Source organism: Allobosea sp. 10L422 (genome assembly GCF_056395345.1).
Window position 1 is genome coordinate 24580 of record NZ_JBFTJI010000008.1, and the last position, 19740, is coordinate 44319.

The 19740-nt window shown below is 66.1% G+C and carries 22 protein-coding genes; 8 read left to right on the top strand and 14 right to left on the bottom strand.

The features are described from left to right. Positions 1–9 precede the first annotated feature (9 nt). From recF to gyrB, 5 genes are all read left to right on the top strand, one after another. Positions 10–1137, top strand: a complete 1128-nt coding sequence (gene recF, locus AC1DEZ_RS16540) for a DNA replication/repair protein RecF (RefSeq protein WP_476780031.1) — start codon at positions 10–12, stop codon at positions 1135–1137. A gap of 74 nt (positions 1138–1211) precedes the next feature. After that, positions 1212–1826, top strand: coding sequence for a LysE family translocator (locus AC1DEZ_RS16545; protein ID WP_441509863.1), 615 nt, complete (start codon positions 1212–1214; stop codon positions 1824–1826). 6 nt (positions 1827–1832) lie between these two features. Next, positions 1833–2186, top strand: a complete 354-nt coding sequence (locus AC1DEZ_RS16550; protein WP_441509864.1) for a hypothetical protein — start codon at positions 1833–1835, stop codon at positions 2184–2186. A gap of 50 nt (positions 2187–2236) precedes the next feature. Then, on the top strand, positions 2237–4075 hold the full coding sequence (gene recQ / locus AC1DEZ_RS16555; protein ID WP_476780032.1) for a DNA helicase RecQ: 1839 nt from the start codon (positions 2237–2239) through the stop codon (positions 4073–4075). A gap of 272 nt (positions 4076–4347) precedes the next feature. Further along, positions 4348–6786: a DNA topoisomerase (ATP-hydrolyzing) subunit B gene (gyrB, locus tag AC1DEZ_RS16560; RefSeq protein WP_441509866.1), complete on the top strand. Its 2439-nt coding sequence runs from the start codon at positions 4348–4350 to the stop codon at positions 6784–6786. Between the two features lie 107 nt (positions 6787–6893). Here the strand turns inward: gyrB and AC1DEZ_RS16565 are convergent, their stop codons facing one another. From AC1DEZ_RS16565 to soxY, 9 genes are all read right to left on the bottom strand, one after another. Continuing rightward, a complete protein-coding gene (locus tag AC1DEZ_RS16565) occupies positions 6894–7280 on the bottom strand; it encodes a c-type cytochrome (RefSeq protein ID WP_441509867.1) in 387 nt (128 codons plus the stop codon). A gap of 39 nt (positions 7281–7319) precedes the next feature. Beyond that, the gene (locus AC1DEZ_RS16570; RefSeq protein WP_476780033.1) at positions 7320–8591 is read right to left on the bottom strand and encodes an FCSD flavin-binding domain-containing protein; all 1272 of its coding nucleotides are present in this window, start codon (positions 8589–8591) and stop codon (positions 7320–7322) included. 4 nt (positions 8592–8595) lie between these two features. Continuing rightward, on the bottom strand, positions 8596–9120 hold the full coding sequence (locus AC1DEZ_RS16575; RefSeq protein ID WP_476780034.1) for a DsrE family protein: 525 nt from the start codon (positions 9118–9120) through the stop codon (positions 8596–8598). A gap of 35 nt (positions 9121–9155) precedes the next feature. Next, the gene (locus AC1DEZ_RS16580) at positions 9156–9476 is read right to left on the bottom strand and encodes a c-type cytochrome (protein WP_476780035.1); all 321 of its coding nucleotides are present in this window, start codon (positions 9474–9476) and stop codon (positions 9156–9158) included. 5 nt (positions 9477–9481) lie between these two features. Beyond that, the gene (locus AC1DEZ_RS16585; protein ID WP_476780036.1) at positions 9482–10231 is read right to left on the bottom strand and encodes a c-type cytochrome; all 750 of its coding nucleotides are present in this window, start codon (positions 10229–10231) and stop codon (positions 9482–9484) included. Next, positions 10215–11489: a sulfite dehydrogenase gene (gene soxC / locus AC1DEZ_RS16590; RefSeq protein ID WP_441509872.1), complete on the bottom strand. Its 1275-nt coding sequence runs from the start codon at positions 11487–11489 to the stop codon at positions 10215–10217. The genes AC1DEZ_RS16585 and soxC overlap by 17 nt, the downstream gene beginning before the upstream one ends. Before the next feature lie 46 nt (positions 11490–11535). Then, positions 11536–13233, bottom strand: coding sequence for a thiosulfohydrolase SoxB (soxB, locus tag AC1DEZ_RS16595; RefSeq protein ID WP_476780037.1), 1698 nt, complete (start codon positions 13231–13233; stop codon positions 11536–11538). A 99-nt stretch (positions 13234–13332) separates the two neighbouring features. Continuing rightward, positions 13333–13662, bottom strand: coding sequence for a thiosulfate oxidation carrier complex protein SoxZ (soxZ, locus tag AC1DEZ_RS16600; RefSeq protein ID WP_476780038.1), 330 nt, complete (start codon positions 13660–13662; stop codon positions 13333–13335). Positions 13663–13703: 41 nt separating this feature from the next. Further along, positions 13704–14168 carry a thiosulfate oxidation carrier protein SoxY gene (gene soxY, locus AC1DEZ_RS16605; protein WP_476780039.1) on the bottom strand — a complete coding sequence of 155 codons (465 nt, stop codon included), beginning with the start codon at positions 14166–14168 and terminating at the stop codon, positions 13704–13706. A gap of 167 nt (positions 14169–14335) precedes the next feature. On the opposite strand from soxY, the gene soxA reads away from it, so the two are divergent. The 3 genes from soxA to AC1DEZ_RS16620 are packed head-to-tail and all read left to right on the top strand — an operon-like array spanning position 14336 to position 16681. Continuing rightward, positions 14336–15166 (top strand): sulfur oxidation c-type cytochrome SoxA, encoded by an 831-nt coding sequence (gene soxA / locus AC1DEZ_RS16610; protein ID WP_476780040.1) that lies wholly within the window; start codon positions 14336–14338, stop codon positions 15164–15166. A gap of 10 nt (positions 15167–15176) precedes the next feature. Then, positions 15177–15785, top strand: a complete 609-nt coding sequence (gene soxX, locus AC1DEZ_RS16615; RefSeq protein ID WP_476780041.1) for a sulfur oxidation c-type cytochrome SoxX — start codon at positions 15177–15179, stop codon at positions 15783–15785. Between the two features lie 8 nt (positions 15786–15793). Then, on the top strand, positions 15794–16681 hold the full coding sequence (locus AC1DEZ_RS16620; protein WP_476780042.1) for an MBL fold metallo-hydrolase: 888 nt from the start codon (positions 15794–15796) through the stop codon (positions 16679–16681). A gap of 7 nt (positions 16682–16688) precedes the next feature. Here the strand turns inward: AC1DEZ_RS16620 and AC1DEZ_RS16625 are convergent, their stop codons facing one another. From AC1DEZ_RS16625 to AC1DEZ_RS16645, 5 genes are all read right to left on the bottom strand, one after another. After that, a complete protein-coding gene (locus AC1DEZ_RS16625) occupies positions 16689–17495 on the bottom strand; it encodes a sulfite exporter TauE/SafE family protein (RefSeq protein WP_476780043.1) in 807 nt (268 codons plus the stop codon). Positions 17496–17669: 174 nt separating this feature from the next. Continuing rightward, positions 17670–18563: an MBL fold metallo-hydrolase gene (locus AC1DEZ_RS16630; RefSeq protein ID WP_476780044.1), complete on the bottom strand. Its 894-nt coding sequence runs from the start codon at positions 18561–18563 to the stop codon at positions 17670–17672. An 11-nt stretch (positions 18564–18574) separates the two neighbouring features. Next, a complete protein-coding gene (locus AC1DEZ_RS16635; protein WP_476780045.1) occupies positions 18575–19033 on the bottom strand; it encodes a DUF6691 family protein in 459 nt (152 codons plus the stop codon). Between the two features lie 7 nt (positions 19034–19040). Next, positions 19041–19469 (bottom strand): YeeE/YedE family protein, encoded by a 429-nt coding sequence (locus AC1DEZ_RS16640; protein ID WP_476780046.1) that lies wholly within the window; start codon positions 19467–19469, stop codon positions 19041–19043. Further along, on the bottom strand, positions 19466–19693 hold the full coding sequence (locus tag AC1DEZ_RS16645; protein ID WP_476780047.1) for a YgaP family membrane protein: 228 nt from the start codon (positions 19691–19693) through the stop codon (positions 19466–19468). The genes AC1DEZ_RS16640 and AC1DEZ_RS16645 overlap by 4 nt, the downstream gene beginning before the upstream one ends. Between the last annotated feature and the right edge of the window lie 47 nt (positions 19694–19740).

A 19740-nucleotide genomic window follows, 5' to 3' on the forward strand; every position in this document is an offset into this window, starting at 1 on the left:
GAGCGGCCCATGGCCGCCGTCGCGCGCCTGATCCTGCAGGACTTCCGTTCCTACGAGGCCCTCGATCTTCCGGTCGGGGGCCAAATCGTTGCGCTGATCGGCGAGAACGGAGCCGGCAAGACCAATATCCTCGAAGCGCTCTCGCTGTTCACACCGGGACGGGGCCTGCGCCGTACCGAGCTTTCAGTCATGGCGCGGCAAGGTGGCGACGGTTCCTTCGCCGCCTCGATCACGCTCGCCGAGGATGCTGGTCGGCTCGGCATCGGCCTCGGCCCCCTCGACGCGGAGGGGCGCCGGCCGCGTCTCGCCCGCATCGACGGTGCCGCGGTCGGCTCGGCGCTCGCCTTCAGCGACTATCTGCGCGTGGTCTGGCTCACGCCCGATCTCGACGGCTTGTTCCGGGGCTCCGCCGGCGACCGCCGCCGCTTCCTCGACCGTTTGGTGCTGGCGATCGACCCGGGCCACGCCACCCGCTCGAATGCGCTGGAACGGGCGCTGCGCTCGCGCAACCGCATCCTCGAGGAAAGCCCTGGACAGGCCCAATGGCTCGACGCGATCGAACGCGAGGTCGCCGAACTCGGCGTCGCCGTCGCGGCTGCGCGCGCCGAGACAGTGGCGCGTTTGTCCGCGATCATAGCCGAGACCCGCGATGAAGCCTCGCCCTTCCCCTATGCCGATATCACGCTTTCGGGCGAGATCGACGAACTCGTGGCCCGCCTGCCGGCCATCGATGCGGAGGACGCCTATCGCGACCTGCTGCGCCAGGGCCGCCATCGCGACCGGGCAGCCGGGCGCACGCTCGCAGGCCCGCAGGCCTCCGATCTCGATGTCCGCCACGGACCGAAGGACATCCCGGCCGGACAGGGCTCGACCGGCGAGCAGAAGGCGCTGCTGATCGGGCTGGTGCTGGCCCATGCCCGGCTCGTCGCGGCGATGAACGGCATCGCCCCGCTGGTCCTGCTCGACGAAATCGCCGCGCATCTCGACCCGCGCCGGCGCGCGGCGCTTTACGAGGGCCTCACCGGGCTGGGCTGCCAGGTCTGGATGACCGGCGCCGACGCCGCCCTGTTCGGCGACCTGCCGGCCGGCGCGCAGCGTTTCGCGATCACGCCGGGCCGGGCCGACCCGCTGGATTGATCGATCGGACCACGTCTTGCGATGGGACGGGGCGGAGCGTCGCTGTTAGCATCTCGATAAATCGGGAGACGCCCATGGAACTCGCCAGCCTCGCCCTGTTCGCGGGCGTCTATTTCCTCGCCGTCGCCTCGCCCGGGCCGGCGATTGCGGCTCTCGTCGCACGCTCCCTCTCCACCGGCTTTCGGCGATCCCTGCCCTTCCTCGCCGGCATCGTCGCAGGCGACCTCGTCTGGTTCACGCTCTCGGCGCTCGGCCTCAGCGTCCTCATGCAGAGCTTCCACGGCGTCTTCGTCGCGATCAAATATGCCGGCTGTGCCTATCTCATCTATCTCGCCTTCAAAGCCTGGACGGCTCCGGCCGAGCCGCCCAAACCTTCCCCCGCCGCGCGCGGCGAGGGCATCCGCCTGTTCCTGGGCGGCATCGCGCTGACGCTCGGCAATCCCAAGGTCATGATCTTCTTCCTGTCGATCCTGCCATTGGTCATCGATCTCAACGCGCTGACCCCGCTCGCCTATCTGGAAGTCATGGCGCTGATCGCGCCGATCCTCGGCGGGACGATGCTGGCCTATGCCTATGCGGCCGATCGGGCACGGCGCCTCGTCGCCAGCCCGCGCGCCATGCGCTGGATCAACCGGACGACCGGCGGCGTGATGGCTGGCGCCGCAGCAGCCATCGCGACGCGAAGCTGAGCCGTCGTGCTGCTGGCCGCCGGCCTGCTCGATCTCGGCTTCGCCCTGTTCCACGCCGCCTTCTGGCGATTGTTCGGCTGGCCGGAGAAGCTCGAGCGCTCCGGCAGCCTGAACACCGCGATCACCCAGACGCTCAACGTCATGCTGGGTTTCGTCTTCCTCGCCTATGGGGCGGCGCTGCTCTGGCAGTCGGAGCAAGCGAGCGCCCAGCCGCTGCTACCCTTGGCCGGTGCCGGCTTCTGGAGCCTGAGGCTCGTCCTGCAATTCATCTGGTTCGATCTACGGCCCTGGCCGTCGAGGCTGATCGCCGCGATCTTCGCATTGACCGCACTCGTTCATCTGTTGGCGGCGCGCGGCTAGGCGGGCGAAAGACTGGCCAAGCGCGTCCGGCTGCGGCACACCCCTTCCCCATGTCGCCATCCCGCGAATCAGAAGCCCGCGCGATCCTGAAATCCGTGTGGGGCTACGATGATTTCCGCCCCGGCCAGTGGGAGGTGATCGAAGCTGCCCTTACCGGCCGCGACGTCTTCGCGGTGATGCCGACCGGCTCCGGCAAATCGATGTGTTACCAGCTCCCGGCGCTGGTCGCGGGCGGCCTCACTCTCGTCGTCTCGCCCCTGATCGCGCTGATGCGCGATCAGGTCGGCCAGCTCGTCCGGGCCGGAGTGCCGGCTGCCTCGCTCAACTCGATGAACAGCGAGAGCGAGGCCACCGAGGCCTGGGACCGCCTCAACGCGGGCGATCTGCGGCTCCTCTTCGTCTCGCCGGAGCGGCTTGCCGGAGAGGGGCTGGTCTCGCGCCTCAAGCGCATCGGGGTGACGCGGCTCGCCATCGACGAGGCGCATTGCGTCTCGCAATGGGGCCACGACTTCCGCCCGGAATATCGGCTGCTCGCCAAGACGCGCGAAGCACTTGGCGGCGTGCCGGTGACGGCGCTGACCGCCACCGCCGACCGGCAGACCCAGGCCGACATCGCCGCCCAGCTCTTTCCGCAGCCGCCGCAGATGGTGGTGCATTCCTTCGACCGGCCGAATCTGAAGCTCGCCTTCGCGCCGAAGGATCAGCCGCGTCGGCAGATCGACGATTTTCTGCGGCGCCACCGCAACGGCTCCGGCATCGTCTACTGCTCGTCGCGCAACAAGACCGAACGGCTCGCCGAAGGCCTGCGCGAGAAGGGCTGGAACGCGCTCGCCTACCATGCCGGGCTGGAGCAGGCGGAGCGCAACCGCAACCAGGACACCTTCCTGCAGGAGGACGGCGTCGTCGTCTGCGCCACCATCGCGTTCGGCATGGGCATCAACAAGCCGGATGTGCGCTTCGTCGTTCATGCCGACATGCCCGGCTCGATCGAGAGCTACTATCAGGAGATCGGCCGCGCCGGCCGCGACGGCCTGCCGGCAGACACGCTCACCCTCTACGGCGTCGACGACATGGCGCTCCGCCGCCGCCAGATCGACGAGAAGCCGGTCGACGATGAGCGCAAGCGCATCGAACACAAGCGCCTGAACGCGATGATCGACCTCTGCGAGAATGCATTGTGCCGGCGCAGCGCGCTGCTCAGCTATTTCGGCGAGGAGACGCCACCCTGCAGGCATGGCCAGGCCCCGTTCCGCTGCGATCTCTGCGGCGCCGAGGCGCCGGCGCTTCAGGACGCGACGCTCGATGCGCGAAAACTGCTCTCGGCCGTGATCCGCTCGGGCGAGCGCTTTGGCGCCGGTCACCTCGCGGACATCCTGACTGGGACGGCGACCGAGACGATCCGCCGCCAGAACCATGACGGGCTCAAGACCTTCGGCGTCGGCTCGGACAAGCCCAAGGCGGCCTGGACCGGGCTGACGCGCAAGCTCTTCGCCGCCGGCGCGCTGGCCGAGGCCAGCACCGAGCATGGCGGCTTCCGCCTGACGCCGAAGGGCGAGGACATCCTGTTCGGCCGGGAGAGCATCGCGCTCAGGGCCGATCCCTTCGCCGAGCGTCGCTCCCGCCGCGGAGAGCGCGATGCCGCCCGCGCCGACGGTCTCGACGAGGGCACGGCCGCCCTCTTCGAGCATCTGCGCAAGCTTCGGCTTCAGCTCGCCCGCGAGGAAGGCGTCGCGGCCTACATCATCTTCACCGATCGGACCCTGATCGCGATGGCGCGCGAGCGGCCGCTCGGTCTCGAAGAGATGCGCGCGATCGAAGGCGTCGGCGAGCGCAAGCTCGCGCAATATGGCGAGGCCTTCATCGAGGCGATAACGGAATTTCGGGGGTAGGCGCTCCGGCCTGGGCAGCCGTCATTCTCGGGCGGAGCGAAGCGTAGACCCGAGAATCTCTGACATGCGGCAACGCCGGAGCCTCCATCGGCATGCGATGCTCGGGTCAAGCCCGAGCATGACGCTCTGTTCCGACGCCGAAGACACCGGCATCAACGCGCCGACTCGCACACGCGCGCCTATGCGCGTGAAAAAGCCATCGTCTACCCCTATATTGTCCTTTCGAATCAGGATCATCGCGGGCACTCGCTCGCCCGCTCAGGGACCACTTCATGACCGATGCCGCGCTCAGCGCCCAGCCAGACGACTACGGCGCCGATTCCATCAAGGTTCTCAAGGGTCTGGATGCCGTTCGCAAGCGGCCTGGCATGTATATCGGCGACACCGATGACGGCTCCGGCCTGCACCACATGGTCTACGAAGTCGTCGACAACGCGATCGACGAGGCGCTCGCCGGACATGCGGACCTCGTCACGGTGACGCTGAATGCCGACGGGTCGGTCACCGTGACCGACAACGGCCGCGGCATCCCGACCGATATCCACAGCGAGGAAGGCATCTCGGCGGCCGAGGTCATCATGACCCAGCTCCATGCCGGCGGTAAGTTCGACCAGAACTCCTACAAGGTCTCGGGCGGCCTTCACGGCGTCGGCGTCTCCGTCGTCAATGCGCTCTCGGTCTCGCTCAAGCTGCGCATCTGGCGCGGCGGGCATGAGCATTTCATGGAATTCCGCCATGGGGACGCGGTGGCGCCGCTCGCGGTGGTCGGCCCGCAGGGCGACAAGCGCGGCACGGAGGTCACCTTCCTGCCGTCGCAAGAGACCTTCACCATGGTGGAGTTCGACTACAAGACGCTGGAACACCGGCTGCGCGAGCTCGCCTTCCTGAATTCGGGCGTGCGAATCGTGCTGACCGATGCCCGCCATGCCGAGGTGGTCCGTGAAGAGCTGATGTATGATGGCGGCGTCGAAGCCTTCGTGCGCTATCTCGACCGGGCCAAGACGGCGGTGATCGAAAAGCCGATCATGCTGACCTCGGAGAAGGACGGCATCACCGTCGATGTCGCCCTGTGGTGGAACGACAGCTACCACGAGAACGTGCTCTGCTTCACCAACAACATTCCGCAGCGCGACGGCGGCACCCATCTCGCCGGCTTCCGAGCCGCGCTGACGCGCCAGGTCACCGGCTATGCCGAGAGCTCGGGCATCTCGAAGAAGGAAAAGGTCTCGCTGACCGGCGACGACTGCCGCGAAGGCTTGACCGCGATCGTCTCGGTCAAGGTCCCCGATCCGAAGTTCTCGTCGCAGACCAAGGACAAGCTGGTTTCCTCTGAAGTCCGCCCGGTCGTCGAGAACGTCGTCAACCAGGCGCTCTCCGAGTGGCTGGAAGAGCATCCGAGCGAGGCCAAGACCATCGTCGGCAAGGTGGCGGAAGCCGCTGCCGCCCGCGAGGCCGCCCGCAAGGCACGCGACCTCACCCGCCGCAAGGGCGCGCTCGATATCGCCTCGCTTCCGGGCAAATTGGCTGATTGCCAGGAACGCGACCCGGCCAAGTCCGAACTCTTCATCGTCGAGGGTGACTCGGCCGGCGGCTCCGCCAAGCAGGGCCGCGCCCGCGAATACCAGGCTGTGCTGCCGCTGCGCGGCAAGATCCTGAACGTCGAGCGAGCCCGCTTCGACAAGATGCTCTCCTCCGACCAGGTCGGCACGCTGATCACGGCGCTCGGCGCCGGCATCGGCCGGGCCGATGCCGAACAGGGCGGCTTCAACCTGGCGAAGCTGCGCTACCACAAGATCATCATCATGACCGACGCCGACGTCGACGGCGCCCATATTCGTACCCTGCTGCTGACCTTCTTCTACCGGCAGATGCCGGAATTGATCGATGCCGGCCATCTCTTCATCGCCCAGCCTCCGCTCTACAAGGCGGCACGCGGCAAGAGCCATGTCTACCTGAAGGACGAGCGGGCGCTGGAGCAATATCTGGTCGACTCGACGGTCGACGGCGCCACCTTCCGCACCGGCGACGGCATCGAGCGCGGCGGCGCGGATCTGCGCGTCCTGATCGAGGAAGCTCGCAACGTGCGCAATGCGCTGTCGCAGCTGCATTCGCGCTATGACCGGCGCGTCGTCGAGCAGATGGCGATCGCCGGCGTGCTGCATCCGGTGAGCGAGGAGAACGAGGCGCAGGCGAACGAGGCCGCAGCCTATGTCGCGCGCCGGCTCGATGCGATCTCTGACGAGTTGGAGCGCGGCTGGGAAGGCAAGGTCAGCGAAGGCGGCTTCGTCTTCTCGCGCATGGTCCGCGGCGTGAAGCAGGCGGCGACGATTGATGCCGGCCTGCTCGCCAGCGCCGAGGCCCGCAAGCTCGATGCCGCGGCGCTCTCGCTGCAGGAGGCCTATGCCAAGCCCGGCACGCTCGCCCGCAAGGGTGATTCCTTCACGATCAATGGGCCGAGCGATCTGTTCGATGCGGTCTCGACCATCGGTCGCAAGGGCGTCGCGCTGCAGCGCTACAAAGGACTGGGCGAGATGAACCCCGACCAGCTCTGGGAAACGACGCTCGACCGCGACGTGCGCTCGCTGCTGCGGGTCAAGAACGACCAGAACGACGAGGCCGACGATCTCTTCGTCAAGCTGATGGGCGATGTCGTCGAGCCGCGACGCGAGTTCATCCAGACGAACGCGCTGAACGCGACCGTCGACATCTGATTTCGGTTTTGCTTATCCGAACGCCTTGAATCGAGACCGAGGCTGCGACGCGCAGGTGGAAGGCCGCGAACGGGAGACCAGCCGCCGGATGGCGGCCGGTCTGGAAATCACATCTTCTTGCCGTCCTTGCCGAATTGTTTGAGGAAGGCCGTCAGATCCATGATTTCCTTCTCGTTCTTGATGCCCGCGAAGACCATCTTCGTTCCCGGGATCTTGGCCTTCGGGTCCTTGATGTATTCGGCGAAATTGGTTTCGTCCCAGGTCAGATTCGCCGCTTTGTTCGCCGTCGAATAGCTGTAGCCCTCGACCGAGCCCGTATGGCGCCCGAAGAGGCCGTTCAGCTCCGGACCGACGCCATTCTTAGCCGTCTCACCAAGCTGGTGACAGGCCCTGCACTTATTGAAGGAGCGCTCGCCGGCGGAGACATCCTGCGCAGGGGCCGGCTGTGCCGCGACAAGTGCGAGCAGGAAGGGAACGGGGATCAACGTCTTCATCGGATTCCTCTGTGGCGGTGTGAACAGGAAAAAGCTGCGCTAACCGAGCATGTCGGCCGTCATCGCGGCATACCAGGACAGGTTCTCGACCTCGTTCTGCTTACGAAGCTCGGCCGCTTCGCCGTTCTGGGACACGAAAGTCTCGATCGCCGCGATGCGTCCGTCGCGCGGCTCGTAGCGCCCGCCGACCTTGATCGCGTCGTCGGTCTCGACCAACGACCAGCAGGTGTTGAGATAGCGCGGCGGAAAGCTGCGCGCGCCCGTGAGCTCCGCGCGGATCGTCATTGCCGCGACCTTGGCCTGGCTGTTGGCCGCGAAGGCGGATTTCGGCATATCACCGGCGATGCAGGCATCGCCGAGGACGTAAATGTTCGGATCGGCCGTTGATTTCATCGTCGCGGGGTCGATCGCACAATAGCCGCCCATAGGCGCAAGGCCGGCGCTGCGCGCGATCTCGCCGGCCATCTGCGCCGGGATCACGTTGACGAAGGCGCAGTCGCGGTAGGTTTCGAAGCCGGTCACCACGGTGTTCGTCGCCGGATCGACCGACTTGATGCCGTCATGCACCTTCGGCCCGAGCCATTCGATCATGGTGCCGTAATGCGCCTCCCAGCCTTCCTGGAAGACTCCCTGCTTCGAGAAGCTTTCCTTGGGATCGAGGATGACGATTCGCGCATCGCCCCGGCCGCTGCTCTTGAGCACATGGGCGAACATCGAGGCGCGCTCATAAGGTCCGGGCGGACAGCGATAGGGATTGGGCGGCGCGATCATCACGATGGTGCCGCCATTCGGCACGGCATCGAGCTTGCGCTTGATGAGCTGCGTCTGCGTTCCCGGCTTCCAGCCATGGGGCATCGCCTCCTCCCCGGCTTTCGACCAACCGGGAACGGAATCATATTTGAGGTCGATGCCGGGCGAGACGACGAGGCGATCGTAGGGCAGCCTGCGGCCGTCGGCGAGCACGACCTCGCGCTTGTCTCGATCGATCTGCGTGGCGCGGGCCCTGGCGAGCGTGATGCCGTGCCGGCTCACCAGCGCATCATAGCGATGGGTGATCTCGTCGTAGCTCTTGAACCCGCCGAGATAGAGGTTCGAGTGGAAGCAGGTGTGGTGGAGCTCGTTCTCCTCGACCAGCGTTACGGCGAGGGCCCCGTCGGCGTCCTTGGCCAGGTAGCGGGCGGCCGTGGCCCCGCCGGCACCGCCGCCGATCACCACCACGCGCGCCCTGGCCTGGCCGAGCACGGCAGGCGCCGCCAGCGTCGCCGCGGCGATGAGGCCGGAGCGCATCAATCCCCTGCGATCGATCCGCATGGCGCTAACCGATCTTCATATAGGTGAAGCCCTTGGATTGCAGCGCCGCGACGGCAGCCACTCCCGAGGGCACGAAGCTGATGAAGGACGCGTCACGCGCCTTGGCCTTGTCGATCCTGTTACGCTGAAAGGTGATCTCGCAGAGGTGGATCCGCAGGCCGCTCTTGGCGACATCCTCGACCCGTTCGAAGATTTTCGGCACCATGGCCTCGTCCGCCCAACTCGTTCCCTCCAGGGAGTTGAGGAAGAACTTGACGCCTGCACCATGGGCGACGACGACGATCTGCAAGGCGAAGGGATCGGCCCCATAAGCCGAATAATGGTTCGAAATATTCGTCAGCATCTGCACGAAACGCTGCGGGTCGCCAAAATCGCAGTGGTATAGGCAGGCGACATCGGCCTCCTTCTTGAGATCCGCCAGGCTGACCTGTGGCGGAGCGGCCGCGGCTGCCGTCGCAGCGGCGGCCAAGCCAGAAGCCGCAGCCGCGAGCAGCCCGCGGCGCGACGGTATCCCAGCGCAATCCGTCATCGTCTTCCTCCCTGTTCGCCGCCGCATATCGACGGTCAGGGGGCCGTTTTCAGCCCCTCGTAATAGGCGGCCAGAGCCGCAACTTCCTCCGCGGAAAGCTGCCGGGCGACGTTGCGCATCGCGGCGTTGTCCCGGTCTCCCAAGCGATAGGCATCCATCAATGCAGTGAACTGATCCACCGGCATTCCCGCGAGCCCAGGGATGGCGCCGGCCTTCGGCGCATTGCCATGACAGGTCGCGCATTCCGCCGAGAGATATTCACCGAGCGCGCGATCGCCCGCGGCATGGGCCTGCCCGACAGCCAGCCCTGCCGCCACGGCGGCAAAGCCAATCCAGCCGGGCGCGCCCTGGGCCATCCCCATCAATCGACTTTCGGCGCGGTCTTGGAGTCCGGCGTCACGTCGAGCACAGTGGCGCGCCCGGTGATCCGCACCTCGCTCTTGCAGTCCTTCATGCAGGGCTGCCTGCCCCAGAACGACTTCTCCGCCGTCTCGCGGTCGTCGTCATAGAAGGCGGAGGCATTCGGCAGCTTCACCGAGGTGAAGTTCTTGTCCGAGAGCTCGAAATCCTCGTCCTTCACGATGTCGTTCAGATAGAGCAGATAGGCCGTCAGCGCGTAGACCTGATCCGGCTCCAGCGACTGCGCATTGCCGAAGGGCATCGCGCGATGGATGTAGTCGTAAACCGTCGAGAGATCGGGCCAGAACGAGCCGATCGTCTTCTCCGGCCGGTCGTCCTTGAGCGAACCCTGCCCGCCCGCGAGCACAGGCCAGCGACCATTGCCCTGCCCGAACTCGCCATGGCAGCTGGCGCATTGCGCCTGAAAGATCTCGTCGCCCTGGCGGACCGTGCCCTTGCCCGGCGGCAGGCCCTTGCCATCGGGCCGGACGTCGATCGACCAGGCCTTCACTTCCTCGGGCAGCGCCTCGCGGCCGAGACCCGTCCTGGCGGGAGCCGCCGGGCCTCCGCCGGGCGGCTGCGACTGGACGACATGGGGATGCTTCGGCTGGGAATGCTGCTTGTGCGCGGGCTGTGCCAGCAGGGGCCCGGCAATGGCGACCACGAGCCCGGCCGCGCCGGCGAGCAGCGCGATCCTAGGAGATTTCGACATTCTCGGTCTCCCCGTTCGGCTTCACATGCCAGGTCTGGATGCCGTTGTTGTGGTAGATGGAGTTCGCGCCGCGGATCTTGCGAAGTTCCTCCTTCGTCGGCTGGACGTAGCCGGTCGAGTCCATCGCGCGCGACTGCACCAGCAACTCGCCGCCATTCCAATCGAAATCGACATAGAAGCGCGTCAGCGATTTATCGAGAACAGGGCCGTCGATGCGGGCCTGCTGCCAGTTCTTGCCGCCGTCCAAGGTGACGTCGACACGCTTGACGGTGCCGCGGCCCGACCAGGCGAGACCCGAGAGCACATTGCGGCCCCTGGCCTTCAGCGGCGCCTGCGGCGAAGGGTTGGTGACGACCGACTTCGCATCCATGATGAAGGTAAAGCGGCGCGAGCGCCCATCCGCCAGCAAGTCGGTGTATTTCGAGGTCTCCTCGCGCGCCATCCACGGCATGTCTCCGACCTCGATGCGGCGAAGCCACTTCACCCAGAGATTGCCTTCCCAGCCCGGGATGACCGCACGCAGCGGATAGCCCTGCTCCGGGCGCAGCGCCTCGCCGTTCATGGCGAAGGCGACGAGCACATCGTCGAGCGCCTTCTCCAGCGGCAGGGACCGGTTCATGCCGGCAGCGTCGGCCCCTTCCAGCATCAGCCATTTCGCGCTGGGCTTCAGCCCCGCCTCGGCGAGGATCACCTTCAACGGCACGCCCGTATACATGACGTTGTGGACCATGCCATGGGTGAACTGGCAGCCATTGAGCTGCGACCCGCGCCATTCCATACCGGAATTCGCCGCGCATTCGAGGAAGTGCACGCGATTCTCGCGCGGCATCCGCTTGATGTCCTCCATGGTGAAGACGAGCGGCTTGTCGACGAGACCGTGGATCATCAGCCTGTGGTTAGCCGGGTCGATATCGGCGATGCCAGCATGGTGACGCTCGAAGCACAGCCCCGAGGGCGTGATGATGCCGTCGAGATCGTGCAGCGGCGTAAAGTTCACCGAGGATTCCGGCGAGGCCGTGAGCCAGGGCACGTCGCGACGGATCACATTCTTCTCGAAGCGCGAGGGCGAACCGTAAGGGTGCTTGTCGACCCCCTCGCCGAGATAGCGGTTCCAATCCTGCACCTCGGTAATCAGCGGATCGGGCTTGGCCGTTTCCGCGCGGGCGACGCCTGCCGTCGCGAGGCCGGCACCGGCCAATGCGGCGCCACCGAGGAAACCACGCCGGCTCGGCGCCGGATTGTCAGCGTGCGAGGTCATTCTCTCATGTCCTCCGATCAGTTTCGCGGCCAGGCGGTCGCGGCGCTCATGCGCCGCTGACCTTCACGGCGTTGTTGGGTTTCGGCGCGATCGTCTTGGTCGCGGCCACATGATCGCGCACCACGTCCCAGATCGGCGGACCTTGCGTACCTTCGTTGACGCTCGCCCAGCCGGAGACGACATAGTGCTTGCCCGCCTCGATCTGCTGGCCGGATTTCAGGTGGGTGAGCTCGGAGATGCGGCTGCCCATCGGCTTGGCGACGTCGATCGCGTAGCCCATGCCGCCGACTCGGACCATGTCGCCACCACCCTGGAAATAAGGATCGGGGTGGAAGATGTTGTCGGCGACGTCCTCCAGCACATCCTTGAGCTGCTGGCCGGTCATTTCCATCCGGTAGCAGTTCGGATAGGTGATGGCGGTGGCATTGGTGATCGCTTCCCAGGTGATCGCCTCGCCCGGCAGCAGCGAGCCGCCCCAGCGGAAGCCCGGCGAGAGCGTGATCTCGGCGTCGCGCTGCTGCATCATCGCATCGCAGATCAGGTCGTCGAAGGTGCCGTTGAAATTGCCGCGACGATACAGCAGCGCGTCCGTCCGGCCGATCTCCCTGGCGAGATCGGCGGCAAAGGGCTCGCGCAGCTTCGTCACCAAGGCAGCCATTTCAGGGTCGGGCGCGATCGCGTCGGCGAAAACCGGCAACAGCTTGAAACGGAGATCGGCGAGCTTGCCGTCCTTCACCGAAAGATCGAGACGCGACAGGAACTTGCCATGCGAGCCGGTCGCGACGAGCACGGTGTCGCCGACGCGGATCAATCCCGGCATCGCGTCATGGGTGTGAGCCGTCAGGATGACGTCGATACCTTTGACCCGCGAAGCGAGCTTGCGGTCGACGTCGAAGCCATCATGCGAGAGCAGCACCACGACTTGGGCGCCCTCGGCGCGGGCTTCGTCCACCTGCTTCTGCAGTTCCTCCTCGCGGATACCGAACTCCCAGTCCGGGAACATCCAGCGCGGATTGGCGATGGCGGTGCGCGGCAGGGCCTGGCCGATCACGGCGATCCTGGCGCCGCCCTTCTCGAAGATCTTGCGCGGCGGGAAGACCGGCTCGTTCCATTCCTTGTCGCGGATATTCTGCGCGAGGAAGGCGAAAGGCGCGGTTTCGACGATCTCCTTGACCCGGTCTGCACCGAGCGTGAACTCCCAATGCGAGGTCATCGCGTCGACCTTCAGCGCTGTCATGGCGTCGACCATGTCTTGGCCCCTGGTTTGCAGCGCGCTCCAGCTGCCCTGCCAGGTATCGCCGCCATCCAGCAGCAGCACGTTGCCGTCGCCACGCTCGGCCCGTACCGCCTTGACCAGCGTCGCGATACGATCGAGCCCGCCCATGCGGCCGTAGTTGCGCGCAAGCTGGACGAAATCGTCAGAGGTGAGAGCGAAGGCGTCGGGCGTTCCCGCGGCGATCTTGAAGTAATCGCGGAAGGCGGCGTCGGTCAGATGCGGCGGCAGGCCCTTGACCTCGCCGACGCCGAGATTGACCGAGGGCTCGCGGAAATGCAGCGGCACGAGCTGGGCATGGATATCGGCCAGGTAGAGGATGGTGACCGTGCCCAGCGGATCGAAGCGCAGGATGTCGGCCTGCGAAAGCTTCTGCTGTGCGGCCGCACGTCCGAGGGGACCGAGCCCCGAGGCGGCGGTGATCGCCGCCGCCGCGGCCGTCGCCTGAAGAAATTCGCGTCTTGAGATCATGTGTCGTCCTTCGGAGACGCGCATGTCGCGCCCCGGGAGATGATCGATGGTCGAAGCGGATCCGGAGGCGCCCTCGGCGCGCGCCGGCAGGGACCGGCGTCAGCCGACAGTCAGCTTGCTCTTGGCCGTGTAATCGGAGCCGTCGTCATCCTTCCAGACGAAGGTGAACTCGCCGGACTCGGCGGCCTTGAAGAAGAAGGACTGGTAGGGGTTGGCGGAGATCGCCGGGTTCCAGTCCGCGACGAAGACCGGCTTGCCGTTGAAGCTCGCCGTGAACTTGTTGATGATCTTGCGCGGGATCGTCTCGCCCCTGGCGTCCTTGCGCTGCCCGGATTCCATTTCATGCGAGATCAGCGTCTTGATCTCGATCATCTCGCCGGGCGCAGCCTTGGCCGGGACGCGGACGCGGGGCGTCGGTTTCGTGCTCATGGTTTCCTCGCCTTTTTTCGTCGTTTCGCGGGGTCGGCTTGTCAGCCGCCGCAGCCGCCGATCGTGACCTTCACATTCGCTTTGGCGGAGTAGAGGTCGCCGTTCGACATTTCGGCGATGCAGATCACATCCTGCGTCTGGGCGAGGCGCATGCGGGTCGCGGCGGAAGCCTTTCCGCAGGCCGGCGTGAACTGGTAGCTGACCACGCCGGGCTGCGGATTGCCGTCGGCGAAGACGTGGACCGCCTTGACGTAATCGGCATCCGTCATCGGGCTTTCGACCTCGACATTGACCGGTACGACGAGGCCGTTCTCAGCGATTTCCGGGACGTCGAGCTTGATCTTGCCCTGCGCCATCTTCTTGTCGCCGTAGAGCTTCTTGATCTCGGCAGCGACCGCTTTCTCGTCGGCGAAAGCCAGGCGCGGCGCGATCGCCGCAGCGGCGAAAGCCATGGCCGCAGCCTTGATCGAGTCGCGGCGCGACAGCCCTGAAAGGCCCTTCTTCATTCGCGTTCCTCCCTGGAACTGGTCTCATTTTAATGCTTGACGGGGCGGCGAAACGCCGCACATCATTTGCACGTATCGTTATATCGATTTTTTTGAATGTAAAGCCCCTCGAAGGGCTGAAGGCACCCGCAGCATAAGCGGGCGATGAGGAAACGAAAGGGCTAGGGATGAAGATTCCGGTGATCGCGGCGGCCGCATTCGCGGCTGCCCTGACATTTGCTGCCGGCCTCGTGTCGGCGCAGTCACCACAGGACGACAGCGAGAAAGAGATCGAACGCTATCGCCAGATGCTGTCGGACCCGTTCTCGAATCCCGGCTTCCTGGCGGTCGATCGCGGCGAGGCGCTGTGGAGCGAGGCGAGAGGAACGAAGAACGTTTCGCTCGAAGGCTGCGACCTCGGCGAAGGCGCCGGCAAGCTCGAAGGCGCCTATGCGAAGCTGCCACGCCATTTCGCCGATGCGGACAAGGTCATGGATCTGGAGCAGCGCCTGCTCTGGTGCATGGAGAAGGTCCAGGGACTCGACACCAAGGACGTCGTCGCCCGCCGCTTCTCCGGTCCAGGCAAGGCCTCCGACCTGGAAGATCTCGTCGCCTTCATCGCCAACAAGTCGAATGGCATGAAGATCGAGCCACCGCTCTCGCACCCGAAGGAGAAGGAGGCGGCCGCCGTCGGCGAGGCCCTGTTCTACACGCGCGGCGGCGTCAACGACTTCTCCTGCGCCACCTGCCATGCGGAGGAAGGCAAGCGCATCCGCCTTCAGGGCCTGCCGAATCTCTCGGTCAAGGGAAAGACCGCGCAGGAAACCATGGCCTCCTGGCCGACCTATCGCGTCTCGCAGAGCGCGCTGCGCACCATGCAGCATCGGCTCTGGGACTGCTACCGCCAGCAGCGCTGGCCCGAGCCGGCCTACGGCTCGGAGGCACTGACCGCCCTGACCGTCTTCCTGGAGACCCGGGCGGAAGGCGGCGAGCTCAACGTTCCCTCAATCAAGCGCTGAGGACAAGACGATGCTGAAACTCGCCATCGCGCTCGCCGCCGGCGTTCTCCTCGCCGGACAGGCGGCCGCGCAGGAGCGCCCCAGCCAGGCGGTCATCGACGCCTATCTGCACTCGACCTTCGGCAAGGCCTCGCCGGAATGGCAGGCCCGGATCAAGCCCGACGAAACCCTCGCGATCTGCAACACGACGCGGAACAATCCGTCGTCGGCGCAGTCCGACGAGATCCTGAAGCGTGAGGCCACGCGCGTGACCTACCCGGCCGACGGCAAGTTCCTCGGCGATTGGAAGAAGGGCTACGCCGTCGCCAATAACGGCCGCGGCGGCCAGTTCTCCGATCCGCCCGGCACGGTCGCCGGCGGCAACTGCTTCGCCTGCCACCAGCTCGATCCCAAGGAAGTGAGCTACGGCACATTGGGCCCCAGCCTCGCCGGCTATGGCAAGGACCGCAAATACGATGCCGAGAGCGTCAAGGACGCCTACACCAAAATCTACAACTCGATGGCGGTGGTGCCCTGCTCCAACATGCCGCGCTTCGGCGTGAACAAGGTCCTCAGCGAGGCCCAGATCAAGGATGTAATGGGCTATCTGTTCGACCCCGAATCGCCGGTCAACAAATAGGCCGGGCCATGCTGACACGCCGCCTGCTGCTCGCCGCCGGAGCCGCGAGCCTCGCCGCTCCGGCCGCCGCGCAAGTCGTGACCAGGCTCGGGCCCGAGGCGGAGCAGCTCACCATCCTGAGCGATGGGGGCTTCGAAATGCCGCTCGCGATGCTGGCGCGCGAGGTGCCGACCGACGCGATCGCGGCCGAGACCGGACCGGCCGATCCTTATCGGACGGTGCTGAACGTCACCTGCCTGCGGCGCGGCGCCGACCTCATCCTGTTCGATTGCGGAGCCGGCGCACATTTTCTGCCCGGCTCGGGGCAATTGCAGGAGAGCCTGCGCGCCGCCGGCATCGAGCCGGAAGCCGTGACGCATGTGCTCTTCACCCATCTGCATCCGGATCACTTCTGGGGGGCGCTCGACGAGTTCGATAGCCCGCTCTTCCCGAATGCGCGCTGGCTCGCCGCCGCCCGGGAGATCGATTTCTGGACGGCGCCGAAGGTCTACGAACAATTGCCGGCCGACCGGCACGCCTTCGCCGCAGGGGCGCAGCGCATCGCCAGAGGGCTTGGCGACAAGCTGGAGCGTCTGCAGGCCGGGGGCGAATGGCTGCCCGGAATCGCGGCAGTCGAGACGGCCGGTCACACGCCCGGACACGTCTCCTTCGCCTTCGAGGCGGGAGGCCAGCCCGTGATGGTTCTGGGCGATGCGCTCACCCATCCGCGAATTTCCTTCGCCTATCCCGAATGGCGGCCCGCATCCGACCAAGATGCCGATGTGGCGGTCGCCACGCGTCGATCCCTGCTCGACAGGCTGAGCGCGGACCGGACGATCGCGATCGGCTATCATCTTCCCGGAGCGGCAGGCCGTGTCGAAAAGCACGGCCCGGCCTATCGGTTCACCGCAAGCTGAGCGGCGATCAGGTGGCAACCCCGCCGAACACCGCGCCATAGCCGCTCCACACGACGTAGAGCCCCACCAGCGCGACAATGCCAGCGAAGACACGCGTGAGCAGCGTTTTGCCGGCTGCGAGCCGATGCGCGAGCAGCGTCCCTCCGATGCCGCCGACAATCCCGCCGGCGACGAAGAGGGCGGCAATGCGCCAATCGACCAGGCCTGACAGCGCATAGGACACTGCCGTTGTGATCCCGAAAGCGGTGACCGCGACGAGCGAAGAGCCGATTGCCATGATCATCGGCATCCGCGCCGCACCCATCAGACCCGGCACGATCAGGAAACCGCCTCCGATTCCGAAGAACCCCGACAGGCCGCCGACAAGCCCGCCCATGCCGAGCAACCTCGGCAACAGCGTCCTGGCCGTCGCCCGGCCGAGCGATTGGAACGCGACGCCATCGCCCTTCTTGCGAACAAGCATCATGACCGCGATCACGATCATCAGCAGCCCGAACAGCAAAAGCAGCTTCTGCCCGTCGAAGCGCTTGCCGATGGCCGAGCCGGCAGCGGCTCCGGCGATGCCGGCGGCGGAAAAGACAAGCGCGCAGGGCCAGCGCACATTGCCCACCCGCGCATGCCCGACGAGGTTGGAAAATGCACTGAGCGCCACCGCGACCGAACTGGTGCCGATCGCGATATGCGGGGAGCCCACGCCGACGACATAGACCAGCAGGGGCACGGCCAGGATGGAACCGCCGCCACCAATGAGGCCGAGAACGAAGCCGACCAGCGAGCCGGATCCGACCGAGGCGATATCGGGCGTCGCGATCATGCCGCGAGCTCCGGCTTTGCGGCGTCCGCCCGCCCGATCCCTCCCGATCCCAACAGGGTATCGTCGATGCATTCGATCTGCATGGTCATCCTCCCGAGTCCGGCGCCATCCGCTCTCTCTCTGGGCAAGGTCGGGGAGCCCGTGAACCGGCCCCCGGAGTGGGTCGCGGGCGGCTCAGAGCACGTTGAGCGGCACCTTGAGGAAGCGCTTGCCGCTGTCGTCGGCCTTCGGCAGTTCGCCTGCCTTCATGTTCACCTGCAGAGACGGGATGATCAGCTTGGGCATGTCGAGCGTGCGGTCGCGCGCCTCGCGCTTCTCCACGAATTCATCCTCGCCGATGCCGTCGCGCACGTGGACGTTGTGCTCGCGCTGCTCGGCGACCGTGGTTTCCCAGCGGATTTCACGGCCATTGGGACCGTAATCATGGCACATGAACAGCCGCGTCTGCTGCGGCAGCGCCAGGACCCGCTTGATCGAGCGGTAGAGCGTGCGCGCATCCCCGCCCGGAAAATCGGCGCGCGCGGACCCGCCATCCGGCATGAACAAGGTGTCGCCGACAAAGGCGGCGTCGCCGATGACATGTGTCATGCAAGCCGGCGTATGTCCGGGCGTATGCATGGCGAAGGCGGTCAATCCCCCGATGCCATAGGTGTCGCCATCGGCGAAGAGCCGGTCGAACTGGCTGCCGTCGCGCTGGAATTCGGTGCCTTCGTTGAAGATCTTTCCGAAGGTTTCCTGAACGACGGTGATCCGGTCGCCGATCCCGATCCTGCCGCCGAGCTTGCCCTGGATATAGGGCGCGGCCGAGAGATGGTCGGCATGCACATGGGTCTCGATCAGCCATTCGAGGAGAAGCCCGCGCTCGCGGATGAAGGCGATGATCGCGTCGGCGGACTCATAGGAGATGCGGCCGGCGGCATAGTCGATATCCATGACGGAATCGATCACTGCGCAGGCGGTCGAGGCCGGGTCTTTCACGACATAGCTGACTGTGTTGGTCGCCCTGTCGAAGAAGGCGGTGACCTCGGGCCTGGTCGCGAGGTCGACGGGATGGGGAATGCCTTGCATGGGATCGATCCTCAGTTGCGGTGAGCCGGCGCGGTCGGCGGTGTTGCCGGGCTTGCGGCTAGCCGCCGCGCGAGAGCCATCCCGGCGAGCATCGCCACGATGAAGACGAGAGCGGGCAGGCCGCCGGTCAGGGTGGCGACGAGAGCCGGGCCCGGGCAGAAGCCGGCGAGCCCCCAGCCGATACCGAACAGCGCCGCCCCGGTGACGAGCCGCCTGTCCGGCCGGTTCGCTGCTGGCAATGCGAAGCGCTCCGCGAGCAGCGGGCGGCCCCGGCCCAGCACGAGACGATAACCGACCAGGGTCACGCCGATGCCGCCGGCCATCACGAAGATCAGGCTCGGATCCCACATTCCGCGCGGTATGGCGCCGAGATCGAGGAAGGCCAGGACCTTGGCCGGGTCCGACATGCCGGCCAGGATCAGGCCGAGACCGAAGACCAGCCCTACGAGGAATTGGATCAGAATCGACATGGTCGGCTCACAACAGGTGCCGGACGACGAAGACGGTCGCGATCGCCGTCGTCATGAAGGTCGCTACCGCGATGAGCGAGCGCAGCGAGAGCCGCGAGAGCCCGCAGATGCCGTGTCCGGAGGTGCAGCCATTGCCCCAGACCGAACCGAAGCCGACCAACAGCCCCGCAGCCGCGAGCACCGGCATCGCCACGCTCACCTGAGGCACCGGCCAGACCCCGGCAAGCGCCGCATAGGCGAGAGGCGCCAGCACCAGCCCCAGGACCATCGCGACGCGACCGGAGGTCTGCCCGTCGCGCTCCGGCGGCAACAGACGCGAGACGATACCGCTGATACCGGCGATGCGTCCCTGGAACAGCATCAGCGCGACGGCCGCTAGGCCGATCAGGGCGCCGCCGGCAAGCGAGGCGAACGGCGTAAAGCTGGTCGCGATCATGACGAACGCCCCGCGCTGCAAGTGCTGATGCCAAGCAGACCATACGCAGGGCAATGCCGGATGGTCGCCGTCAGGAGCATCACCGCACCCCACGCGGTGAGCGCGTATTTCCAGGCTCCGAGCGGCGCGGCCCAACCGGCCAGCGGCGGTACGAAGGCGGCTGCGACGAGCACGGCGCCGAAAATGAAGCGCAGCATGCGATCGCGAGAACCGATATTGACCATGTCAGGCTCCGGGTCTATTTGATATGCAATAGTCGATATATATCGAA

Excerpts from the sequence above, each read along its gene's own strand:
- recF (WP_476780031.1), top strand. The coding sequence starts at position 10 with ATGGCCGCCGTCGCGCGCCTGATCCTGCAGGACTTCCGTTCCTACGAG.
- AC1DEZ_RS16545 (WP_441509863.1), top strand. The coding sequence starts at position 1,212 with ATGGAACTCGCCAGCCTCGCCCTGTTCGCGGGCGTCTATTTCCTCGCC.
- recQ (WP_476780032.1), top strand. The coding sequence starts at position 2,237 with ATGTCGCCATCCCGCGAATCAGAAGCCCGCGCGATCCTGAAATCCGTG.
- gyrB (WP_441509866.1), top strand. The coding sequence starts at position 4,348 with ATGACCGATGCCGCGCTCAGCGCCCAGCCAGACGACTACGGCGCCGAT.
- AC1DEZ_RS16565 (WP_441509867.1), bottom strand. The coding sequence starts at position 7,280 with ATGAAGACGTTGATCCCCGTTCCCTTCCTGCTCGCACTTGTCGCGGCA.
- AC1DEZ_RS16570 (WP_476780033.1), bottom strand. The coding sequence starts at position 8,591 with ATGCGGATCGATCGCAGGGGATTGATGCGCTCCGGCCTCATCGCCGCG.
- AC1DEZ_RS16575 (WP_476780034.1), bottom strand. The coding sequence starts at position 9,120 with ATGACGGATTGCGCTGGGATACCGTCGCGCCGCGGGCTGCTCGCGGCT.
- AC1DEZ_RS16580 (WP_476780035.1), bottom strand. The coding sequence starts at position 9,476 with ATGGCCCAGGGCGCGCCCGGCTGGATTGGCTTTGCCGCCGTGGCGGCA.
- AC1DEZ_RS16585 (WP_476780036.1), bottom strand. The coding sequence starts at position 10,231 with ATGTCGAAATCTCCTAGGATCGCGCTGCTCGCCGGCGCGGCCGGGCTC.
- soxC (WP_441509872.1), bottom strand. The coding sequence starts at position 11,489 with ATGACCTCGCACGCTGACAATCCGGCGCCGAGCCGGCGTGGTTTCCTC.
- soxB (WP_476780037.1), bottom strand. The coding sequence starts at position 13,233 with ATGATCTCAAGACGCGAATTTCTTCAGGCGACGGCCGCGGCGGCGGCG.
- soxZ (WP_476780038.1), bottom strand. The coding sequence starts at position 13,662 with ATGAGCACGAAACCGACGCCCCGCGTCCGCGTCCCGGCCAAGGCTGCG.
- soxY (WP_476780039.1), bottom strand. The coding sequence starts at position 14,168 with ATGAAGAAGGGCCTTTCAGGGCTGTCGCGCCGCGACTCGATCAAGGCT.
- soxA (WP_476780040.1), top strand. The coding sequence starts at position 14,336 with ATGAAGATTCCGGTGATCGCGGCGGCCGCATTCGCGGCTGCCCTGACA.
- soxX (WP_476780041.1), top strand. The coding sequence starts at position 15,177 with ATGCTGAAACTCGCCATCGCGCTCGCCGCCGGCGTTCTCCTCGCCGGA.
- AC1DEZ_RS16620 (WP_476780042.1), top strand. The coding sequence starts at position 15,794 with ATGCTGACACGCCGCCTGCTGCTCGCCGCCGGAGCCGCGAGCCTCGCC.
- AC1DEZ_RS16625 (WP_476780043.1), bottom strand. The coding sequence starts at position 17,495 with ATGATCGCGACGCCCGATATCGCCTCGGTCGGATCCGGCTCGCTGGTC.
- AC1DEZ_RS16630 (WP_476780044.1), bottom strand. The coding sequence starts at position 18,563 with ATGCAAGGCATTCCCCATCCCGTCGACCTCGCGACCAGGCCCGAGGTC.
- AC1DEZ_RS16635 (WP_476780045.1), bottom strand. The coding sequence starts at position 19,033 with ATGTCGATTCTGATCCAATTCCTCGTAGGGCTGGTCTTCGGTCTCGGC.
- AC1DEZ_RS16640 (WP_476780046.1), bottom strand. The coding sequence starts at position 19,469 with ATGATCGCGACCAGCTTTACGCCGTTCGCCTCGCTTGCCGGCGGCGCC.
- AC1DEZ_RS16645 (WP_476780047.1), bottom strand. The coding sequence starts at position 19,693 with ATGGTCAATATCGGTTCTCGCGATCGCATGCTGCGCTTCATTTTCGGC.